Raw genomic sequence first — 16,800 nt, 5'->3', positions numbered from 1 at the left:
GAAGACTGATTCCTGACAGCAGCGCCCCATTTGTTCACTGGCGCCAAGACCTTTTGCAATGTGTGGGGCGGGCCTGGAGCGGGTTGTGTCGGTTTCGGAGCGCCTATGCAAAGATTTGAAACACTTGCCCATGGCCTGGCCTGATGCCCCTCGATTCACAGAACGAACGTTGCTGGTGCGCGTTCAGGTGTCGAGCCATAGTTGGGCCAAAGCCCAATAAAGAGACTGGCCATGACCAAGACTCTCCACCACCGTGCCTGCCATCTGTGTGAAGCCATCTGCGGCCTGACCCTGGAAACCACCCAGGCGGACGACGGCAGCCTGGCGATCACCTCTATCAAGGGCGACCCGCTGGACACGTTCAGTCGCGGACACATTTGCCCAAAAGCCGTGGCGCTGCAGGATATTCAGAACGACCCCGACCGCCTGCACCAGCCCATGCTGCGAGTGGGCAGCGACTGGCAGCCGATCCCGTGGGACGAGGCCTTTGCACTGGTAGCCGAACGCCTCGCAGGCATCCAGGCCCGGCATGGGCAGAACGCGGTGGCGGTGTATCAGGGCAACCCCAGCGTGCATAACTACGGGTTGATGACCCACAGCAACTACTTCCTTGGCCTGCTGAAGACGCGCAATCGGTTTTCCGCCACCTCGGTAGACCAGTTGCCCCATCACCTCACCAGCCACCTGATGTACGGCCATGGCTTGTTGCTGCCGATTCCGGATATCGACCACACCGATTTCATGCTGATCCTGGGCGGCAACCCGCTGGCGTCCAACGGCAGCATCATGACCGTGCCCGATGTGGAGAAACGCCTCAAGGCCATCCAGGCCCGCGGCGGCAAAGTGGTGGTGGTTGACCCCCGGCGCAGCGAGACGGCGGCGATTGCCGATCAGCATGTGTTCGTGCGGCCCGGTGGCGACGCGGCGCTGCTGTTCGGGCTGCTCAACACCTTGCTCAGCGAAAACCTGACCCGCGACAGCCATTTGCCGATTGCTGGCCTGGAGGATGTGCGCCAGGCGATCGCTGGGTTTACCGCCGAAGCCATGAGCCGCCAGTGTGCGGTGCCTGCCGAACAGATCCGCCAGTTGGCGCGGGACTTTGCGGCGGCGGACAAGGCCGTGTGCTACGGGCGCATGGGCGTATCGACCCAGGCCTTCGGCACGCTGTGCCATTGGCTGGTGCAATTGATCAATCTGGTCACGGGCAACCTCGACCGTGTCGGCGGCGCCTTGTGCACCACGCCGGCGGTGGATCTGGTGGCCTCCACTGGCGGCGGGCACTTCAATCGCTGGCAAAGCCGGGTGTCCGGGCGGCCGGAGTACGGTGGCGAGTTGCCCGTTTCGGCCCTGGCCGAAGAAATGCTCACCGAAGGCGAAGGGCAGATCCGCGCCCTGGTGACGGTGGCCGGAAACCCGGTGCTGTCCACGCCTAACGGTCGCCAACTGGAGAAGGCCCTGGACGGTTTGGAGTTCATGGTCAGCGTCGATCTGTATATCAACGAAACCACGCGCTATGCCGACCTGATCTTGCCGTCCACCTCAGCGTTGGAAAACGATCACTACGACACCACGTTCAATATGTTCGCAGTGCGTAACGTCACCCGCTTCAATCGCGCGATCCTGCCCAAGCCGGCCGGCGCGTTGCATGATTGGGAGATCTTTGTCGGCTTGGCCAAGGCCTTCGCTGCGCACACTGGCGTCGTGCTCAAGCCGACCATGGCGCCGGCACAGATGATCGACTTTGGCTTGCGTGCCGGGGTCTATGGCGATGCGTCCGAGCACAAACTTTCGGTGGCCATGCTCGCCGATCATCCCCATGGCGTGGATCTGGGGGCGCTCAACCCCAACTTGGCCGCACGCTTGAAAACCGCCGACGGCCACGTGCAGGCAGCGCCTGCGGTGATCCTGGCAGACCTGGCGCGCTTTGCGGCCCAGCCGGTGCCAATGGTCAATGAGCTGTTACTGATCGGCCGTCGGCATGTGCGCAGCAACAATTCCTGGATGCATAACTATCACCGCCTGGTGAAGGGCAAGCCGCGTCATCAACTGCATATGCATCCCGACGACCTTGCCAGCCGACAATTGAGTGATGGGCAGTGGGTGCGCGTCAGCTCACGCGTTGGCGAGATCGAAGTGGAAGTGGTGGCCAGCCTGGACATGATGCCTGGCGTGGTCAGCCTGCCACACGGCTGGGGCCACGGTCGCCCAGGCGTGCGCATGACCATCGCCAGTGGGCAGCCTGGGGCCAGTGCCAATGACCTGACCGACGAGCGGCAATTGGATGAATTGTCTGGAAACGCCGCGCTCAATGGCGTGCCGGTGCAGGTGGCCGCCGCATAAGGCCCGAGCACTGCGCTGGAATTTTGCGTTACAATGCGCCACCGTGCCGACCTGTGAGTCGCAAAGTTCCAGCCGAGGTGTTCCATGGATATCATCGAAACGATCAAAGAGCAGATTGCCAATAACACCATTCTGCTTTACATGAAGGGCGCCCCGAACGCTCCTCAGTGCGGTTTCTCCGCGAAGGCTTCCCAGGCCATCATGGCGTGCGGCGAGAAATTCGCTTACGTGGATATCCTGCAAAACCCGGAAATCCGTGCCAACCTGCCGAAGTACGCCAACTGGCCAACTTTCCCACAGCTGTGGGTAGCCGGTGAGCTGGTCGGCGGTAGCGATATCATCACTGAGATGGCTGCTGACGGTTCGCTGCAAGCGCTGATCAAAGAAGCAGCGGTAAACGCGGCGGCCAAGACTGACGCTTGACCCGAATGCAATAAAAAGCCCCGCTTCTCGAAAGAGAGCGGGGCTTTTTTGTGATCGTTCCCACGCTCCGCGTGGGAATGCATCCTGTGACGCTCTGCGTCACCATGCTCAAGTGGGAACGATCTTCAGCGCTTACTCACCCATCTGCGATTGCAGGTAGTTTTCCAGGCTGACTTTAACGATCAAGCCCAGCTGGGTTTCCAGCCAGTCGATATGTTCTTCCTGATCTTCCAGGATATCTTCCAGCAGCTCACGGCTGCCGAAGTCACCTTTGGTTTCGCAGTGAGCGATGGCGGCCTTGAGGTCGCTGTGGCTCTTCTGCTCGAACTTCAGGTCGCTGCTGATCATTTCCTGGGTGTGCTCGCCAATGTTCAGCTTGCCCAGGTCCTGTACGTTCGGCAGGCCTTCCAGGAACAGGATGCGCTTGATCAGCGCGTCTGCGTCCTTCATGGCCTTGATCGATTCTTTGTATTCACGCTTGCCGAGCTTTTCCAGGCCCCAATCGTCATACATGCGCGCATGCAGAAAGTACTGATTGATCGCGACCAGTTCATTGGCAAGGATTTTGTTGAGTTGCTGGATGACTGAGATGTCGCCTTTCATGACTGGGGTCCTGCCCTGTAATAGCTGTGTATAGGGCGGAGTTTGAGCGGCGAAATCCCTAGTGTCAAACCTAAGTTATTGAATAATAAATGAAAATTAATCGGAATAAGAATGTTTGTGTTCCGCGTCTTGACGCTAACTAATTGAATTACGGGCATAAAAAAACCGGACATTAAGTCCGGTTCTTCAAAACACGCCTATTTAAGCGTGTGTAAATTCTGCTGAGTAGGGGAGTGCGGCCTGGGCTGTTTGCAGCTGCGTCAGGGTTTCCCGTACCACTTGCTTGGCGAGGCAAGCACATTTGCCGCACTGGCTGGCAACGCCGGTGGTTTCACGTACTTCCTTGTAGCTGCAGCAACCTTCATAGATTGCTTCGCGGATTTGTCCGTCGGTGACGCCAGTGCAGAGGCAGACATACATAAGGGAGAACCATCGCGGGTTTAAGGCTTAAGTGCGATGGATCTTAATGTTAACGAGAATGATTGTCAAAGTAGATTCGCAGGGTATTGCCAGGTACCTGCGGCGCGCTGACGAACGGTTTTTTCAGTGTATGATGGTCGGTCTTCACGAAGCGTGACCGCGTCACAGGCCTGTCGCTTAACTGCGCCAGACTTGGGCTGGTCCTTTTACTTCAATCGTCACCCTTACATCAGGAGATACCCAATGAGCGTACTCGTCGGCAAACAAGCCCCGGATTTCGACGTACCTGCCGTCCTCGGCAATGGCGAAATCGTAGACAGCTTCAAACTGTCTGAAGCCATCAAAGGCAAATACGGCCTGGTGTTCTTCTACCCTCTGGACTTCACCTTCGTGTGCCCGTCGGAGCTGATCGCTCTGGACCACCGCATGGACGATTTCAAGGCGCGCAATGTTGAAGTGGTAGCCGTTTCCATCGACTCCCATTTCACCCACAACGCCTGGCGCAACACCGCCATCAATGATGGCGGCATCGGCAAAGTCAAATACACCATGGCTGCCGACATGAAGCACGACATTGCCAAGGCCTACGACGTTGAGTCCGAAGGCGGCGTGGCGTTCCGTGGCGCGTTCCTGATCGACGACAAGGGCGTTGTACGCTCGCAGATCATCAACGACCTGCCGCTGGGCCGTAACATGGAAGAGCTGATCCGTCTGGTTGACGCCCTGCAATTCCACGAAGAGCACGGCGAAGTCTGCCCTGCCAACTGGAAAAAAGGCGACAAAGGCATGAACGCTTCGCCAGAAGGCGTTGCGGCTTACCTGACCGAGAACGCTGGCAAGCTGTAAGCCAGGTTCGCGGCACAAAAAAACCGGCCTGAAAAGGCCGGTTTTTTTGTGCGCTGCATTTGGTTCTGTGGCGAGGGAGCTTGCTCCCGCTGGGCTGCGAAGCGGCCCCATAACCTGACACCGCGGTTTAACAGGTTAACCGCGGCGGTCTTATTGGGGCCGCTGCGCAACCCAGCGGGAGCAAGCTCCCTCGCCACAACCACAAAGGCGTCAGCCTCAGTCGTTGAAGTCTTCCCAGCCGCCCATTTGCTTCCACCGATTGACGATGCCGCAGAACAGCTCGGCAGTCTTCTCGGTGTCGTAGCGGGCCGAGTGGGCCTCACGACCGTCAAAGTCGATACCGGCCGCCTGGCAGGCCTTTGCCAGCACGGTCTGGCCGTAAGCCAGGCCCGCAAGCGTGGCGGTGTCAAAGCTGGAGAACGGGTGGAACGGGTTGCGCTTCATGTCCAACCGCGTCACGGCAGCATTCAGGAAGCCCAGGTCGAAGCTGCTGTTATGGCCCACCAGGATCGCGCGTTTGCAGCCATTGGCCTTCAACGCTTTACGCACACCACGGAAGATATCGGTCAGCGCCGCTTCTTCACTCACGGCCATGCGCAGTGGGTGATCGAGCTTGATGCCGGTGAACTCCAGGGCTGCAGCTTCGATATTCGCGCCTTCAAACGGCTCAACACGGAAGAAGTGGGTGTGTTCCGGGAACACAAAACCCTGTTCATCCATGCCGATAGTGGTCGCGGCGATTTCCAGCAATGCGTCGGTGGCGCAGTTGAAACCACCGGTTTCTACGTCGATGACAACCGGCAGATAACCGCGAAACCGCTCGGCCATCGGGTGGCGGGAGCCGCCACCACTGTGCTCGTGTTCGTCGTCGTAATGGTCTTCACTCACTTGCTTTCCTCCAGCAGGCGCCAGCGCAGTGTTTCACCGGCGCGCAGCGGGATAACAGTCAGCTCGCCAAACGGCAGGCTGGCAGGGGCGGTCCAGTCTTCACGAACCAGGGTAATGCGGTCGGTATTCGCCGGCAGGCCGTAGAAGCGCGGGCCGTTGAGGCTGGCGAAGGCTTCGAGCTTGTCCAAGGCGTTGCGCTGTTCAAACGCTTCGGCATACAGCTCGATGGCGGCATACGCGGTGTAGCAACCGGCACAGCCGCACGCAGCTTCTTTGGCGTGCTGGGCGTGGGGCGCCGAGTCGGTGCCGAGGAAGAACTTCGGGCTGCCGCTGGTAGCGGCGTCCAGCAGGGCCACCTGGTGGGTGTTGCGCTTGAGGATCGGCAGGCAATAGAAGTGCGGCCGAATCCCGCCCACCAGCATGTGGTTGCGGTTGTAGAGCAGGTGATGCGCGGTGATGGTCGCGCCGACGTTGGCCGAAGCCTCGTTGACGAACTGCACGGCGTCGGCGGTGGTGATGTGTTCGAACACGACCTTGAGGGTCGGGAACAGCTCGACCACGCGGCGCATATGCTCGTCGATGAAGATCTTTTCACGATCAAACACATCCACATCGCCACGGGTGACTTCACCGTGGATCAGCAGCGGCATGCCGACTTCAGCCATGGCTTCGATTGCCGGCAGGATCTTGTCGATACTGGTCACGCCGGAGTCGGAGTTGGTGGTCGCGCCCGCCGGGTACAGCTTGGCGGCGTACACAAAACCGCTAGCCTTGGCCTCGCGGATTTCGGCAGGCTGGGTACGGTCGGTGAGGTAGAGCACCATCAACGGTTCGAAGCGGCTGCCGGCCGGGCGCGCAGCGAGGATACGCTGGCGATAGGCATCGGCTTGCTCGGCATTACGCACCGGAGGTACCAGGTTAGGCATGATAATCGCGCGGCCAAACGTGCGCGCTACATCGGCCACGGTTTGGGGTAACGCAGCACCATCGCGAAGATGAATATGCCAGTCGTCGGGACGCAGCAGGGTCAGGCGGTCGGACATTGGGGATTCCAGGCGGGTCAATCTGGTGGGAATGCTACCGGAAAAGACTCTTGCAGGCACTCGCTATCAAGTTTTGCCGCACGTGTCCGATATCCCTGGGTATGCCTTAACGACGTATGACGCTTTGAAGTGTTGTAGAAACCAGTGGAGCCTCCCGTGCGCCAGCATTATCTAGCCCTGCTCAGTGTGTTCGCCAGCCTGCCTGCGATGGCACTCACATTCCAGACACGTCTGGAGAATATTGAGTGGAAGGTGGAAGGCGACCAATTCGAGTGCCGCCTGGCCCAGCCGATCACCGATTTCGGTTCGGGTGAGTTCGTGCGCCGGGCCGGCGAGCAGGCGACATTTCGCCTGAAAGCCTATAGCGGCGCGCTCGGAGCGGGCTCGGCGACCTTGCTGGCTGCGGCTGCACCCTGGCAACCGGGCCGTGGTGATATCAACCTGGGCGCCGTGCGTGTTGGCAGTGGCGACGTGCTGTTCAACAGCTCCCAGGCCCAGGCCGGGCGTTTGTTCACGGGTTTGCTGGAGGGGCGTAGCCCGACGGTGCGGCATTACGGGCGTGAGGGCGGCTACTCGGAAGTCCGCCTGTTGCCGGTGAAATTCAACAAGGCCTTCAACGACTATCAACTGTGCACCACCAAGCTGTTGCCGATGAATTACGATCAGGTCAAACAGACTGAAGTCGGCTTCCCCGGAGGCGGTATCGAGCTGGACGCCGCTGCCAAGAAGAAGCTGGACGTGATTCTCGCGTTCATGAAAGCCGACCCGACGGTTAATCACGTCGAGCTCAATGGTCATTCCGACAACAGCGGTAACCGCCTGACCAACCGTGACGTCTCGCGCCGTCGTGCCCTAGCGGTGATGGACTACTTCAAGGCCAATGGCATTCAGGAATCGCAGATCACCCTGCGTTTTCACGGTGAAAGTTACCCACTGGCGCCCAATACCAATGCCGCCAACCGCGCTCGCAATCGTCGCGTGAATATTCAGCTCGAACGCGTGGCTGCCCCCGAGAAACCGGCACCCCAGGCCACTGGCCCGAGCAGCGCGGCACACACGTCATAAGGTGCGACCATCGGTCGCCCGCTCGACATAATCTGTCGCTTTATCTTCATTTGCTGTCGCGCCTCTGTAAATTCACGGTTTTGGTCGGTAGAATCGACGGCTTTCCGTACAACCCCGTGGAGTGATGGCATGGCCGACGTAAACAAGGTCGTTCTCGCGTATTCCGGCGGCCTGGACACTTCGGTGATCCTCAAGTGGCTGCAGGATACTTATAACTGTGAAGTGGTGACCTTCACCGCTGACCTGGGTCAGGGCGAAGAGGTCGAACCTGCACGTGCCAAGGCGCAAGCCATGGGCGTGAAAGAGATCTACATTGACGACCTGCGCGAAGAATTCGTCCGCGATTTCGTCTTCCCGATGTTTCGCGCCAACACCGTCTACGAAGGCGAGTACCTGCTGGGTACTTCCATCGCACGCCCGCTGATCGCCAAACGCCTGATCGAAATCGCCAACGAAACCGGCGCCGACGCCATTTCCCATGGCGCTACCGGCAAGGGCAATGACCAGGTGCGTTTCGAACTGGGCGCCTACGCCCTCAAGCCAGGCGTGAAAGTGATTGCTCCTTGGCGTGAATGGGACCTGCTGTCCCGTGAAAAGCTGATGGATTACGCTGAAAAGCATGCAATCCCGATCGAGCGTCACGGCAAGAAGAAGTCCCCGTACTCGATGGACGCCAACTTGCTGCACATCTCCTATGAAGGCGGCGTGCTGGAAGACACCTGGACCGAGCACGAAGAAGACATGTGGAAATGGACCGTCTCCCCGGAGAACGCTCCAGACAAGGCCCAGTACCTGGAACTGACCTACCGCAACGGCGACATCGTTGCACTGGACGGCGTCGAAATGACCCCGGCCACCGTGCTGGCGACCCTGAACCGTATCGGTGGCGAACACGGTATCGGCCGTCTCGACATCGTCGAGAACCGCTACGTGGGCATGAAGTCCCGTGGTTGCTACGAAACCCCAGGCGGCACCATCATGCTGCGCGCTCACCGCGCCATTGAGTCGATCACCCTGGACCGTGAAGTGGCTCACCTCAAAGACGAGCTGATGCCCAAGTACGCCAGCCTGATCTACACCGGTTACTGGTGGAGCCCGGAGCGTCTGATGCTGCAACAGATGATCGACGCCTCCCAGGTCCACGTGAACGGCGTTGTGCGCCTGAAGCTGTACAAGGGCAACGTGATCGTCACCGGTCGCAAGTCTGATGAGTCGCTGTTCGACGCCAACATCGCCACCTTCGAAGAAGACGGCGGCGCCTACAACCAGGCGGACGCGGCAGGCTTCATCAAGCTGAACGCGCTGCGTATGCGCATCGCCGCCAACAAGGGTCGCAAGCTGTTCTGAGTGCGACCCTCGTTGTAAAAATGGCCCCTAGTCCAAGGGGCCATTTTTTTTGCCTGCATATAAAGACGGGCGCATTTAAAAGCAAGCTGATGTTTAAACGCGGTCTGACTGTTTAAGGTTTGTTGAATGTTGAAGTTGAATTCGGCCGTTTCAGCGATGGCGTGTTTATTTCTGTACGGTTGAATGAATTTTTTACACCTGCACAGGAACTATGTCTTACGGAAAATTCACTACATAAGTACAGCGAGTATGTAGGGCGCTGAAACTTCTGTAGGAAATAGGGATGTAAACAGGTATGTTGAGTGGAACTAAATCAGTTGATTTCTTTTCAGCTGCTCACTGGCCTAGCTGCCATAAGCAAGGGGTATTTCCTGAAAGTCATGTGCGGTACATTTACCTCGTACCCATTCTGCGGCGTATATTTCACTCGAAATATGTATGGCCCCGGAAAGTTCTGAAGGGTTGCATAAAATTCCCTGCACCTGAGTTTGTGTTTTTTTGTAGGTTAATTCCTATATCGTTGTGGGTTGGGTCTCTGCTTGCTGTTGCTTGGGGGGGAGCGCTATGCCAACTAGGAAACGACTAGGCTATTGTGCTTGCTCTAAATAATTCGAACAGCGAAATTGGACTTTCTCATGAATAAAGTGCTGATCGTGGATGATCATCCCGTCATTCGACTTGCTGTGCGCATGCTAATGGAACGTCATGGTTATGAAGTCGTTGCCGAGACTGATAACGGCGTCGATGCGCTGCAACTTGCACGGGAACATATGCCGGACATTGTCATACTGGATATCGGGATACCCAAACTCGATGGCCTGGAAGTTATCTGTCGGCTGGCGTCTACCAAGCAGGCTACACCCGTCAAGGTGCTGGTGCTGACGTCTCAGGCACCCGGCCATTTCTCCATGCGCTGCATGCAGGCGGGGGCGGCGGGCTACGTATGCAAGCAGCAGGACCTGACCGAGCTGCTGAGCGCCATCAAGGCTGTACTCTCCGGCTACAGCTATTTCCCCAACCAGGCGCTCAACTCGGTACGCTCGACCATGGGCAATGCCAGCGAGGCGGACATGGTTGAACGCTTGTCGGGTCGCGAGATGATGGTGTTGCAGCAACTGGCCCGAGGCAAAACCAACAAGGAAATTGCCGATGGCATGTTCCTGAGCAACAAAACCGTCAGCACCTACAAGACCCGCCTGTTACTCAAGCTCAATGCACGCTCCCTTGTGGACCTGATCGAGCTGGCCCAGCGCAACGGCCTCGTGTAGACGCGGTGCGGTTTTGCACCAAAACCCGAAAACCCGGCAAAAAAAAAGCCTCCGTCAGGGAGGCTTCCGGCCGTCAGCGCATCGATCAGAGGTCGAAGTCGTAATCGGCGAGTTGTTTTTGCAAGCGTCGCTCTTCCAACAGGTTGTCGATAGTGCGGCGTTTGCTCAAATTGGTCTTGGCCACCTCTGCCACAGGGGCGTCCCCTTCGTCTTCCGCCACATCAACGAGATCGTCTTCTACATCCAGTTGTTCTTTGCCAGTGCTCATAAGGTTAACTCCAGGCTAAGACTGCCGTTGGCGCTCCTTATAACGATAATCCACGAACGGGTAAAAAAGATTTTTTCAATCGACTGATCGAGAAAACCAATGAACCCTCAATCGTCCGAGGTTTTGTCCTTGTACTCGCACAGGTCTTCGATGCGGCAACTCCCGCAGCGAGGCTTGCGGGCCTGGCACACATAGCGCCCGTGAAGGATCAGCCAGTGGTGGGAGTCGAGCAGATAGGGCTTGGGCACAAACTTCATCAACTGCTTTTCTACCTCGACCACATTTTTGCCACGCGCGATGCCGGTTCGGTTGCTGACGCGGAAAATATGCGTGTCCACTGCCATGGTCAGTTGCCGGAACGCGGTATTGAGTACCACGTTCGCAGTTTTGCGGCCTACGCCGGGAAGGGCTTCCAGGGCTTCGCGGGTTTGTGGCACTTCACTGCCGTGCAGCTCAACCAACAAGCGGCAGGTCTCAATGACATTCTTGGCCTTGCTGTTGTACAGGCCGATCGTCTTGATGTACTCCGACAAACCCTCCACTCCCAAGGCATAAATGGCCGCTGGCGTATTGGCCACTGGGTACAGCTTGGCCGTAGCCTTGTTGACGCCCACGTCCGTGGATTGTGCTGACAGGATCACCGCAATCAGCAACTCGAACGGCGACGAGTAGGCCAGCTCGGTCTTGGGTTCCGGATTGTCTTCATGAAACCTGCGGAAAATTTCCAGGCGTTTTGCGGCGTTCATGGGGCAGGTGGTTCCTTGCAGGCGATCAGCGCGATTGTAGTAATACACACAGCAGGGTTTATTTTCGGTTTAAGCGCTGTTATGAGCATCCACGTGGCGTTGTGCGTCATCGAGTTTGCTTTGCGCCTCGGCCAGTTGCTCTGGGGCGGCGTTTTGATTCTGGGCTTTGTGCAATTCTGCGCGACGCATGGCCAGCTGGATTTTAGCGCGCTTGAGATCGGCGCTGTTACTCGGCGCAACTGCTGGCGCCGGTGTGTCATGTACTTCCATGGCGGCCAGCGCCTGCTCCGCCGCTTCGAACTGCTGTTGCAGCAGGATCAACTGCGACTGCTGCTCAAAGGTCGGTGGATGTCCAAATGCCTTGAGTGATTTATGCAGTTGGGCGCGACTCATGGCAACGGTGATCTTGGCCTTCTTGACCGCTGTATCCCGGGCCGCCTGAGCGTCATCGGCTTGCACAGGGGCAACCGGCGGGGCCAAACGTTTAGCCCGCGCCAGGCGCTCGGCGAGTTTATGCGCTTCCTCGCGTTGCAGCCGCGCATTGCGTTGCTCAAAGCGCCGCCGTGCGCGGTCGCGCTTGAGGCCGCGCTCATGGCGTTGCCCATCATCGACCGCCAGGCCGCCGACAATCGCCAGCACAGTGGTCGCTGGACGCATTTCAATGCAATCCACAGGGCAGGGCGCAACACACAGGTCGCAGCCGGTGCATTCATCCATGATCACGGTGTGCATCAACTTGGCGGCGCCGACAATCGCATCCACCGGGCACGCCTGGATGCACTTGGTGCAGCCGATGCATTCGGCTTCGCGGATGTAGGCGACCTGGGCCGGGGCTTCGCCGCGACTGGTGTCCAGTTCCAACACCGGCACGCGCAACAGCTGGGCCAGGCCAGCAATGGTTTCCTGCCCTCCGGGCGGGCACTTGTTGATTGCCTCACCCAACGCGATGCCCTCGGCGTAAGGCTTGCAACCCGGATGCCCGCATTTGCCGCATTGGGTCTGCGGCAGCAGCGCGTCGATACGTTGAATCAAGTTCATGGGGTGATCATTGGTATGCCGGATGAACAAACAGGGCCTGTAGTTAGTGGCGAGCGAGCTTTCTGTGGCGAGCGGGCTTGCCCCGCGTTGGGGCGCGGAGCGGCCCTTGGTACAGACACTTGGCTTAACAGGCCAAATGCGGCGACTTTATTGGGGCTGCTGCGCAGCCCAACGCGGGGCAAGCCCGCTCGCCACAGGCAGCCCGTTTGCCACGGGAGGCCCGTTTGCCGCAGACGGGCTTTGCGGGCTTACTTGATACGCTGACCCGGCTTGGCACCGCTGTCAGGGCTCAACAGGTAGATCTCTTCGCCGCCTGGGCCGGCTGCCATCACCATGCCTTCGGAGATACCGAACTTCATTTTGCGTGGCTTGAGGTTGGCGATCATCATGGTCAAGCGACCGTCGAGCTTGGAAGGATCCGGGTAGGCGCTCTTGATGCCGGAGAACACGTTACGTTGCTCGCCACCCAGGTCCAGGGTCAGGCGCAGCAGCTTGTCGGCACCCTCCACGGCCTCGGCCTTGACGATCAGCGCAACGCGCAGGTCTACAGCGGCAAAGGCGTCGAAGTCGATTTCTGCCGAGATCGGATCCTTGGCCAGCTCACCGTTACCGGCGGGCGCAGCCGAACCGGTGTCGGTCTGGCTGGCGACCAGGTCTTCTTTCGAAGCGTCGGTCATGGCCTGGACTTTCACCGGATCAATACGCGTCATCAACGGCTTGAACTCATTCAACTGATGGTTGCTGAGCAAGGTGGTGTGGTCGTTCCAGGTCAGCGGCGCGACGTTGAGGAACGCCTCGGCATCAGCGGCCAGCAATGGCAGCACCGGCTTGAGGAAAATCACCAATTGACGGAACAGGTTGACGCCCGTGGCACAGATAGCCTGGACTTCAGCTTGCTTGCCTTCCTGCTTGTTCAGCGACCACGGTGCCTTGTCGGCGATCCAGGCGTTGGCGCGGTCGGCCAGGCCCATGATCTCGCGCATGGCGCGGGCAAAGTCACGGGCTTCATAGGCGTCGGCGATGCTCGGCGCGGCGGCCAGGAAGGCTTCGGTCAGTTCCGGTGCGGCGTTTTCAGCCACCAGTAAACCGGCATTGCCCTTGTGGATAAAACCGGCGCAACGGCTGGCGATGTTGACCACTTTGCCGACCAGGTCCGAGTTGACCTTCTGCACGAAGTCTTCCAGGTTCAGGTCGAGGTCGTCGACACCACGGCCCAGCTTGGCGGCGTAGTAGTAGCGCAGGTATTCCGGCGACAGGTGGTCCAGGTAGGTGCGCGCCTTGATAAAGGTGCCACGGGACTTGGACATTTTCTGGCCATTGACCGTCAGATAGCCGTGCACGGCGATACCGGTCGGCTTGCGATAGCCCGAACCTTCGAGCATGGCCGGCCAGAACAGCGCGTGGAAGTTGACGATGTCCTTGCCGATGAAGTGGTACAGCTCGGCGGTGGAGTCCTTGGCCCAGAACGCGTCGAAGTCCAGCTCAGGCGTGCGGTCGCAGAGGTTTTTGAAGCTGGCCATGTAGCCAATCGGCGCGTCCAGCCACACATAAAAGTACTTGCCCGGCTCGCCCGGGATCTCGAAGCCGAAGTACGGCGCATCGCGGGAGATGTCCCACTGCTGCAGGCCGCTGTCGAGCCATTCGGAGAGTTTGTTGGCCACGGCGTCCTGCAAGGTGCCGCTGCGGGTCCAGGTTTGCAGCATTTGCTGGAAATCCGGGAGCTTGAAGAAGAAGTGCTGGGAATCCTTGAGCACCGGGGTGGCGCCGGAGATTGCCGACTTCGGGTTCTTCAAGTCCGTCGGTGCATAGGTCGCGCCACATTTTTCGCAGTTGTCGCCGTACTGGTCTTCGGTGCCGCATTTAGGGCAGGTGCCCTTGATGAAGCGGTCGGCCAGGAACATTTTCTTTTCCGGGTCGAAATACTGGGTCACCGAACGCTGGTCGATGTGCCCGGCTTCCTTCAAGCGCAGGTAGATCTGGCTCGACAGCTCGCGGTTTTCTTCGGAGTGGGTCGAGTGGAAGTTATCGAAGTCCACCAGGAACTCGGCAAAGTCGGCGCTGTGTTCAGCCTGCACATTGGCGATCAGTTGTTCCGGGGTGATGCCTTCCTTCTCGGCACGCAACATGATGGCCGAACCGTGGGCGTCGTCCGCGCAGACATAAATGCATTGATTGCCGCGATGCTTCTGGAAGCGCACCCACATATCGGTCTGGATGTACTCAAGCATATGGCCAAGATGGATGGAACCATTGGCATAGGGCAGGGCGCTGGTGACGAGGATCTTGCGTGGCTCGGACATGGGGCTCGGCTACTTGATGAAACGGAGGTCGGCCACTATAAAGCGCCGGGAAATATATTTCACCCCGTGGTGCTGTTTCTGAATCTTCCCAGGTCTCGAAAGCATGCCGCTGGGCGGCCGGAACGGTTAGGATAGCCGCCTGTTTCAGTCAGTCTTTTTTCGGGAGTAGCCCATGAGCGCCGTCAATCGCGCAGCGGTGGAAGCCGTTCTTCGCCAGTACACCGACCCCTATTTGAACCAGGACCCGGTCAGCGCCGGCTGTGTACGTGCCATTGAAGTCCAGGGCGACCAGGTGTCGGTCCAGTTGGAACTGGGCTATGCCGCCGGTTTGTTCAAGAGTGGCTGGGCGCAGATGTTGCAAATGGCCATCGAAGGCCTGGAGGGCGTGCGTTCGGCCAAGGTCGACATCCAGTGCGTGATCGCCGCGCACAAGGCCCAGGCGCAGATTCCGGGCCTGGCCAACGTCAAGAATGTTATCGCCGTGGCCTCCGGCAAGGGCGGTGTGGGTAAGTCCACCACCGCCGCCAACCTGGCGCTGGCGCTGGCCCGAGAAGGTGCGCGTGTGGGCATCCTCGACGCCGATATCTACGGCCCGAGCCAGGGCGTGATGTTCGGCATTGCCGAAGGCACGCGGCCCAAGGTCAAGGACCAGAAGTGGTTTGTGCCGATCGAGTCGTTGGGTGTAGAGGTCATGTCCATGGCCTTCCTCACTGATGACAACACGCCGATGGTCTGGCGCGGGCCGATGGTCTCCGGCGCCTTGCTGCAACTGGTCACCCAGACTGCCTGGGGCGACCTGGATTACCTGGTGATCGACATGCCGCCAGGCACAGGTGATATCCAGCTGACCCTGGCGCAAAAGGTGCCGGTGGCCGGTTCGGTAATCGTGACCACACCCCAGGACCTGGCGCTGCTGGATGCCAGAAAAGGCGTGGAGATGTTCCGCAAGGTTAACATCCCGGTGCTGGGCGTTGTTGAAAACATGGCGGTACACATCTGCTCCAACTGCGGCCACGCCGAGCATTTGTTTGGCGAAGGCGGCGGTGAGAAGTTGGCGACCCAATACGGGGTTGAGTTGCTGGCGTCGTTGCCGCTGGCGATGGAAATTCGTGAGCAGGCCGACGGCGGCAAGCCCACCGTGGCCGCAGAGCCCGATGGACCGATCGCTATGGTGTACCAGGAGTTGGCCCGGCATGTGGGCGCGCGGATCGTCCTGCAGGAAGCCGCAGCACCGGCAATGCCGACCATCACCGTCAGCGACGACTGAACCTGCTGAAGGAAAACAGCCTCGGCGTTGTCGGGGCTTTTTTATGCCTGCCGATCAGTCAATGGTTCCGAATCATGCGTTTGCGCAATTGCGCGTGTAAGCATTTGCTTACTTTTTCGTAAGTGTTTGGTTTTTTTACCGGGCATGTCCATCTCGAAACGGTGAACGAATTTTCTATCCATCTGAAAAATAACAATTATTTATACTTGAATGAGCGTTCAAGTCTGTCAGCCGATCACTTGGATCCCGTTGAACTTCCCCCGGAACTCTCTAAGATCAGCCCTGTGTCCACGGATTGGCACAGCCATCAAGGAACGATGGTTGAAGGAACGTCGCAGGATGCGATTCATCAGGATGATGAAAAGGAATACAGGGACTAGGGAAAAAATGTGGGCGGGTCATACCGCCCCTTTTTTTTGCCTGCAGAAAAGTGAAACCGACCACTCGGAAATGCAAAAAGGCCCGCAAGGGGCCTTTTCGATGCAGCAAGTTGATCAGCGTTCCAGATCGGCGATCTTGCCTGGCTTGCCATCCCACTCTTTAGCGTCTGGCAGTGCATCTTTACGCTCTGTGATGTTTGGCCAAATGTCAGCCAACTCTTGGTTCAATTCGATAAAGTTTTCCATACCCGCCGGGACTTCATCTTCGGAGAAGATCGCATTGGCCGGGCATTCTGGTTCACACAGGGCACAGTCAATGCACTCATCCGGGTGGATAACCAGGAAGTTCGGGCCTTCGTAGAAGCAGTCCACCGGACACACTTCGACGCAGTCGGTGTACTTGCACTTGATGCAGTTGTCGGTAACGACGAAGGTCATTTCTAATTCTCTCCTCAGGCGGCGGCAGCGAAACCCTTTGTGGCAGGGCTCGCGAGGTTCGGGAGCGATAGTCTGCAGGCCAGGCTAATAACCCGCAGCATCCCAAACCGCGCGAGAGTC

16 protein-coding genes are annotated in these 16,800 nt (G+C 58.5%); 7 read left to right on the top strand and 9 right to left on the bottom strand.

Annotation, left to right across the window (positions count from 1 at the left end):
• Window positions 1–231: 231 nt before the first annotated feature.
• Both ACQY47_RS08845 and grxD read left to right on the top strand, forming a co-directional pair.
• Window positions 232–2,340 (top strand): molybdopterin oxidoreductase family protein, encoded by a 2,109-nt coding sequence (locus tag ACQY47_RS08845; protein WP_428556950.1) that lies wholly within the window; start codon window positions 232–234, stop codon window positions 2,338–2,340.
• Window positions 2,341–2,424: 84 nt separating this feature from the next.
• Entirely contained in the window at window positions 2,425–2,763 is a 339-nt protein-coding gene (grxD, locus tag ACQY47_RS08840; RefSeq protein WP_058421605.1) for a Grx4 family monothiol glutaredoxin, read from the top strand.
• Window positions 2,764–2,895: 132 nt separating this feature from the next.
• Here the strand turns inward: grxD and bfr are convergent, their stop codons facing one another.
• Both bfr and ACQY47_RS08830 read right to left on the bottom strand, forming a co-directional pair.
• Window positions 2,896–3,366: a bacterioferritin gene (bfr, locus tag ACQY47_RS08835; RefSeq protein WP_017137040.1), complete on the bottom strand. Its 471-nt coding sequence runs from the start codon at window positions 3,364–3,366 to the stop codon at window positions 2,896–2,898.
• Between the two features lie 201 nt (window positions 3,367–3,567).
• On the bottom strand, window positions 3,568–3,786 hold the full coding sequence (locus tag ACQY47_RS08830) for a bacterioferritin-associated ferredoxin (RefSeq protein WP_010564137.1): 219 nt from the start codon (window positions 3,784–3,786) through the stop codon (window positions 3,568–3,570).
• Window positions 3,787–4,029: 243 nt separating this feature from the next.
• On the opposite strand from ACQY47_RS08830, the gene ACQY47_RS08825 reads away from it, so the two are divergent.
• Window positions 4,030–4,632 carry a peroxiredoxin gene (locus tag ACQY47_RS08825; protein ID WP_003172097.1) on the top strand — a complete coding sequence of 201 codons (603 nt, stop codon included), beginning with the start codon at window positions 4,030–4,032 and terminating at the stop codon, window positions 4,630–4,632.
• 216 nt (window positions 4,633–4,848) lie between these two features.
• Here ACQY47_RS08825 and rnt read toward each other — a convergent pair whose 3' ends face one another.
• Window positions 4,849–5,520, bottom strand: a complete 672-nt coding sequence (gene rnt / locus ACQY47_RS08820) for a ribonuclease T (RefSeq protein WP_017137041.1) — start codon at window positions 5,518–5,520, stop codon at window positions 4,849–4,851.
• Window positions 5,517–6,563 (bottom strand): dihydroorotase, encoded by a 1,047-nt coding sequence (pyrC, locus tag ACQY47_RS08815; protein ID WP_017137042.1) that lies wholly within the window; start codon window positions 6,561–6,563, stop codon window positions 5,517–5,519. Before pyrC ends, rnt begins: the two co-directional genes overlap by 4 nt.
• 156 nt (window positions 6,564–6,719) lie before the next feature.
• Between pyrC and ACQY47_RS08810 the strand changes: the two genes are divergently transcribed.
• The 3 genes from ACQY47_RS08810 to ACQY47_RS08800 all read left to right on the top strand — a co-directional run bounded on the left by ACQY47_RS08810 (window position 6,720) and on the right by ACQY47_RS08800 (window position 10,243).
• Window positions 6,720–7,628 (top strand): flagellar protein MotY, encoded by a 909-nt coding sequence (locus tag ACQY47_RS08810; protein ID WP_099548518.1) that lies wholly within the window; start codon window positions 6,720–6,722, stop codon window positions 7,626–7,628.
• Between the two features lie 129 nt (window positions 7,629–7,757).
• The gene (locus ACQY47_RS08805) at window positions 7,758–8,975 is read left to right on the top strand and encodes an argininosuccinate synthase (RefSeq protein WP_003208700.1); all 1,218 of its coding nucleotides are present in this window, start codon (window positions 7,758–7,760) and stop codon (window positions 8,973–8,975) included.
• A gap of 635 nt (window positions 8,976–9,610) precedes the next feature.
• Window positions 9,611–10,243 (top strand): response regulator transcription factor, encoded by a 633-nt coding sequence (locus ACQY47_RS08800; RefSeq protein ID WP_017137044.1) that lies wholly within the window; start codon window positions 9,611–9,613, stop codon window positions 10,241–10,243.
• 85 nt (window positions 10,244–10,328) lie between these two features.
• Here the strand turns inward: ACQY47_RS08800 and ACQY47_RS08795 are convergent, their stop codons facing one another.
• The 4 genes from ACQY47_RS08795 to metG form a co-directional block, all read right to left on the bottom strand.
• The gene (locus tag ACQY47_RS08795; protein WP_017137045.1) at window positions 10,329–10,511 is read right to left on the bottom strand and encodes a PA3496 family putative envelope integrity protein; all 183 of its coding nucleotides are present in this window, start codon (window positions 10,509–10,511) and stop codon (window positions 10,329–10,331) included.
• Window positions 10,512–10,618: 107 nt separating this feature from the next.
• Window positions 10,619–11,257 (bottom strand): endonuclease III, encoded by a 639-nt coding sequence (gene nth, locus ACQY47_RS08790; RefSeq protein ID WP_017137046.1) that lies wholly within the window; start codon window positions 11,255–11,257, stop codon window positions 10,619–10,621.
• A gap of 69 nt (window positions 11,258–11,326) precedes the next feature.
• Window positions 11,327–12,295, bottom strand: a complete 969-nt coding sequence (gene rsxB, locus ACQY47_RS08785; RefSeq protein ID WP_428556949.1) for an electron transport complex subunit RsxB — start codon at window positions 12,293–12,295, stop codon at window positions 11,327–11,329.
• 248 nt (window positions 12,296–12,543) lie between these two features.
• Complete coding sequence (metG, locus tag ACQY47_RS08780) at window positions 12,544–14,595, bottom strand: methionine--tRNA ligase (RefSeq protein WP_428556948.1); 2,052 nt, start codon at window positions 14,593–14,595, stop codon at window positions 12,544–12,546.
• Window positions 14,596–14,767: 172 nt separating this feature from the next.
• Here metG and apbC point away from each other — a divergent pair, with 172 nt between their 5' ends.
• Window positions 14,768–15,862, top strand: a complete 1,095-nt coding sequence (gene apbC / locus ACQY47_RS08775) for an iron-sulfur cluster carrier protein ApbC (protein ID WP_017137049.1) — start codon at window positions 14,768–14,770, stop codon at window positions 15,860–15,862.
• Between the two features lie 494 nt (window positions 15,863–16,356).
• Here apbC and fdxA read toward each other — a convergent pair whose 3' ends face one another.
• A complete protein-coding gene (gene fdxA / locus ACQY47_RS08770) occupies window positions 16,357–16,680 on the bottom strand; it encodes a ferredoxin FdxA (protein ID WP_428556947.1) in 324 nt (107 codons plus the stop codon).
• Window positions 16,681–16,800 lie beyond the last annotated feature (120 nt).

Origin of the sequence: Pseudomonas edaphica (assembly GCF_965277385.1) — a bacterium.
GTDB lineage: Bacteria > Pseudomonadota > Gammaproteobacteria > Pseudomonadales > Pseudomonadaceae > Aquipseudomonas > Aquipseudomonas edaphica.
Note: the sequence above shows the minus strand (reverse complement) of the source record. Positions and strands in the feature narration are given on the sequence as shown.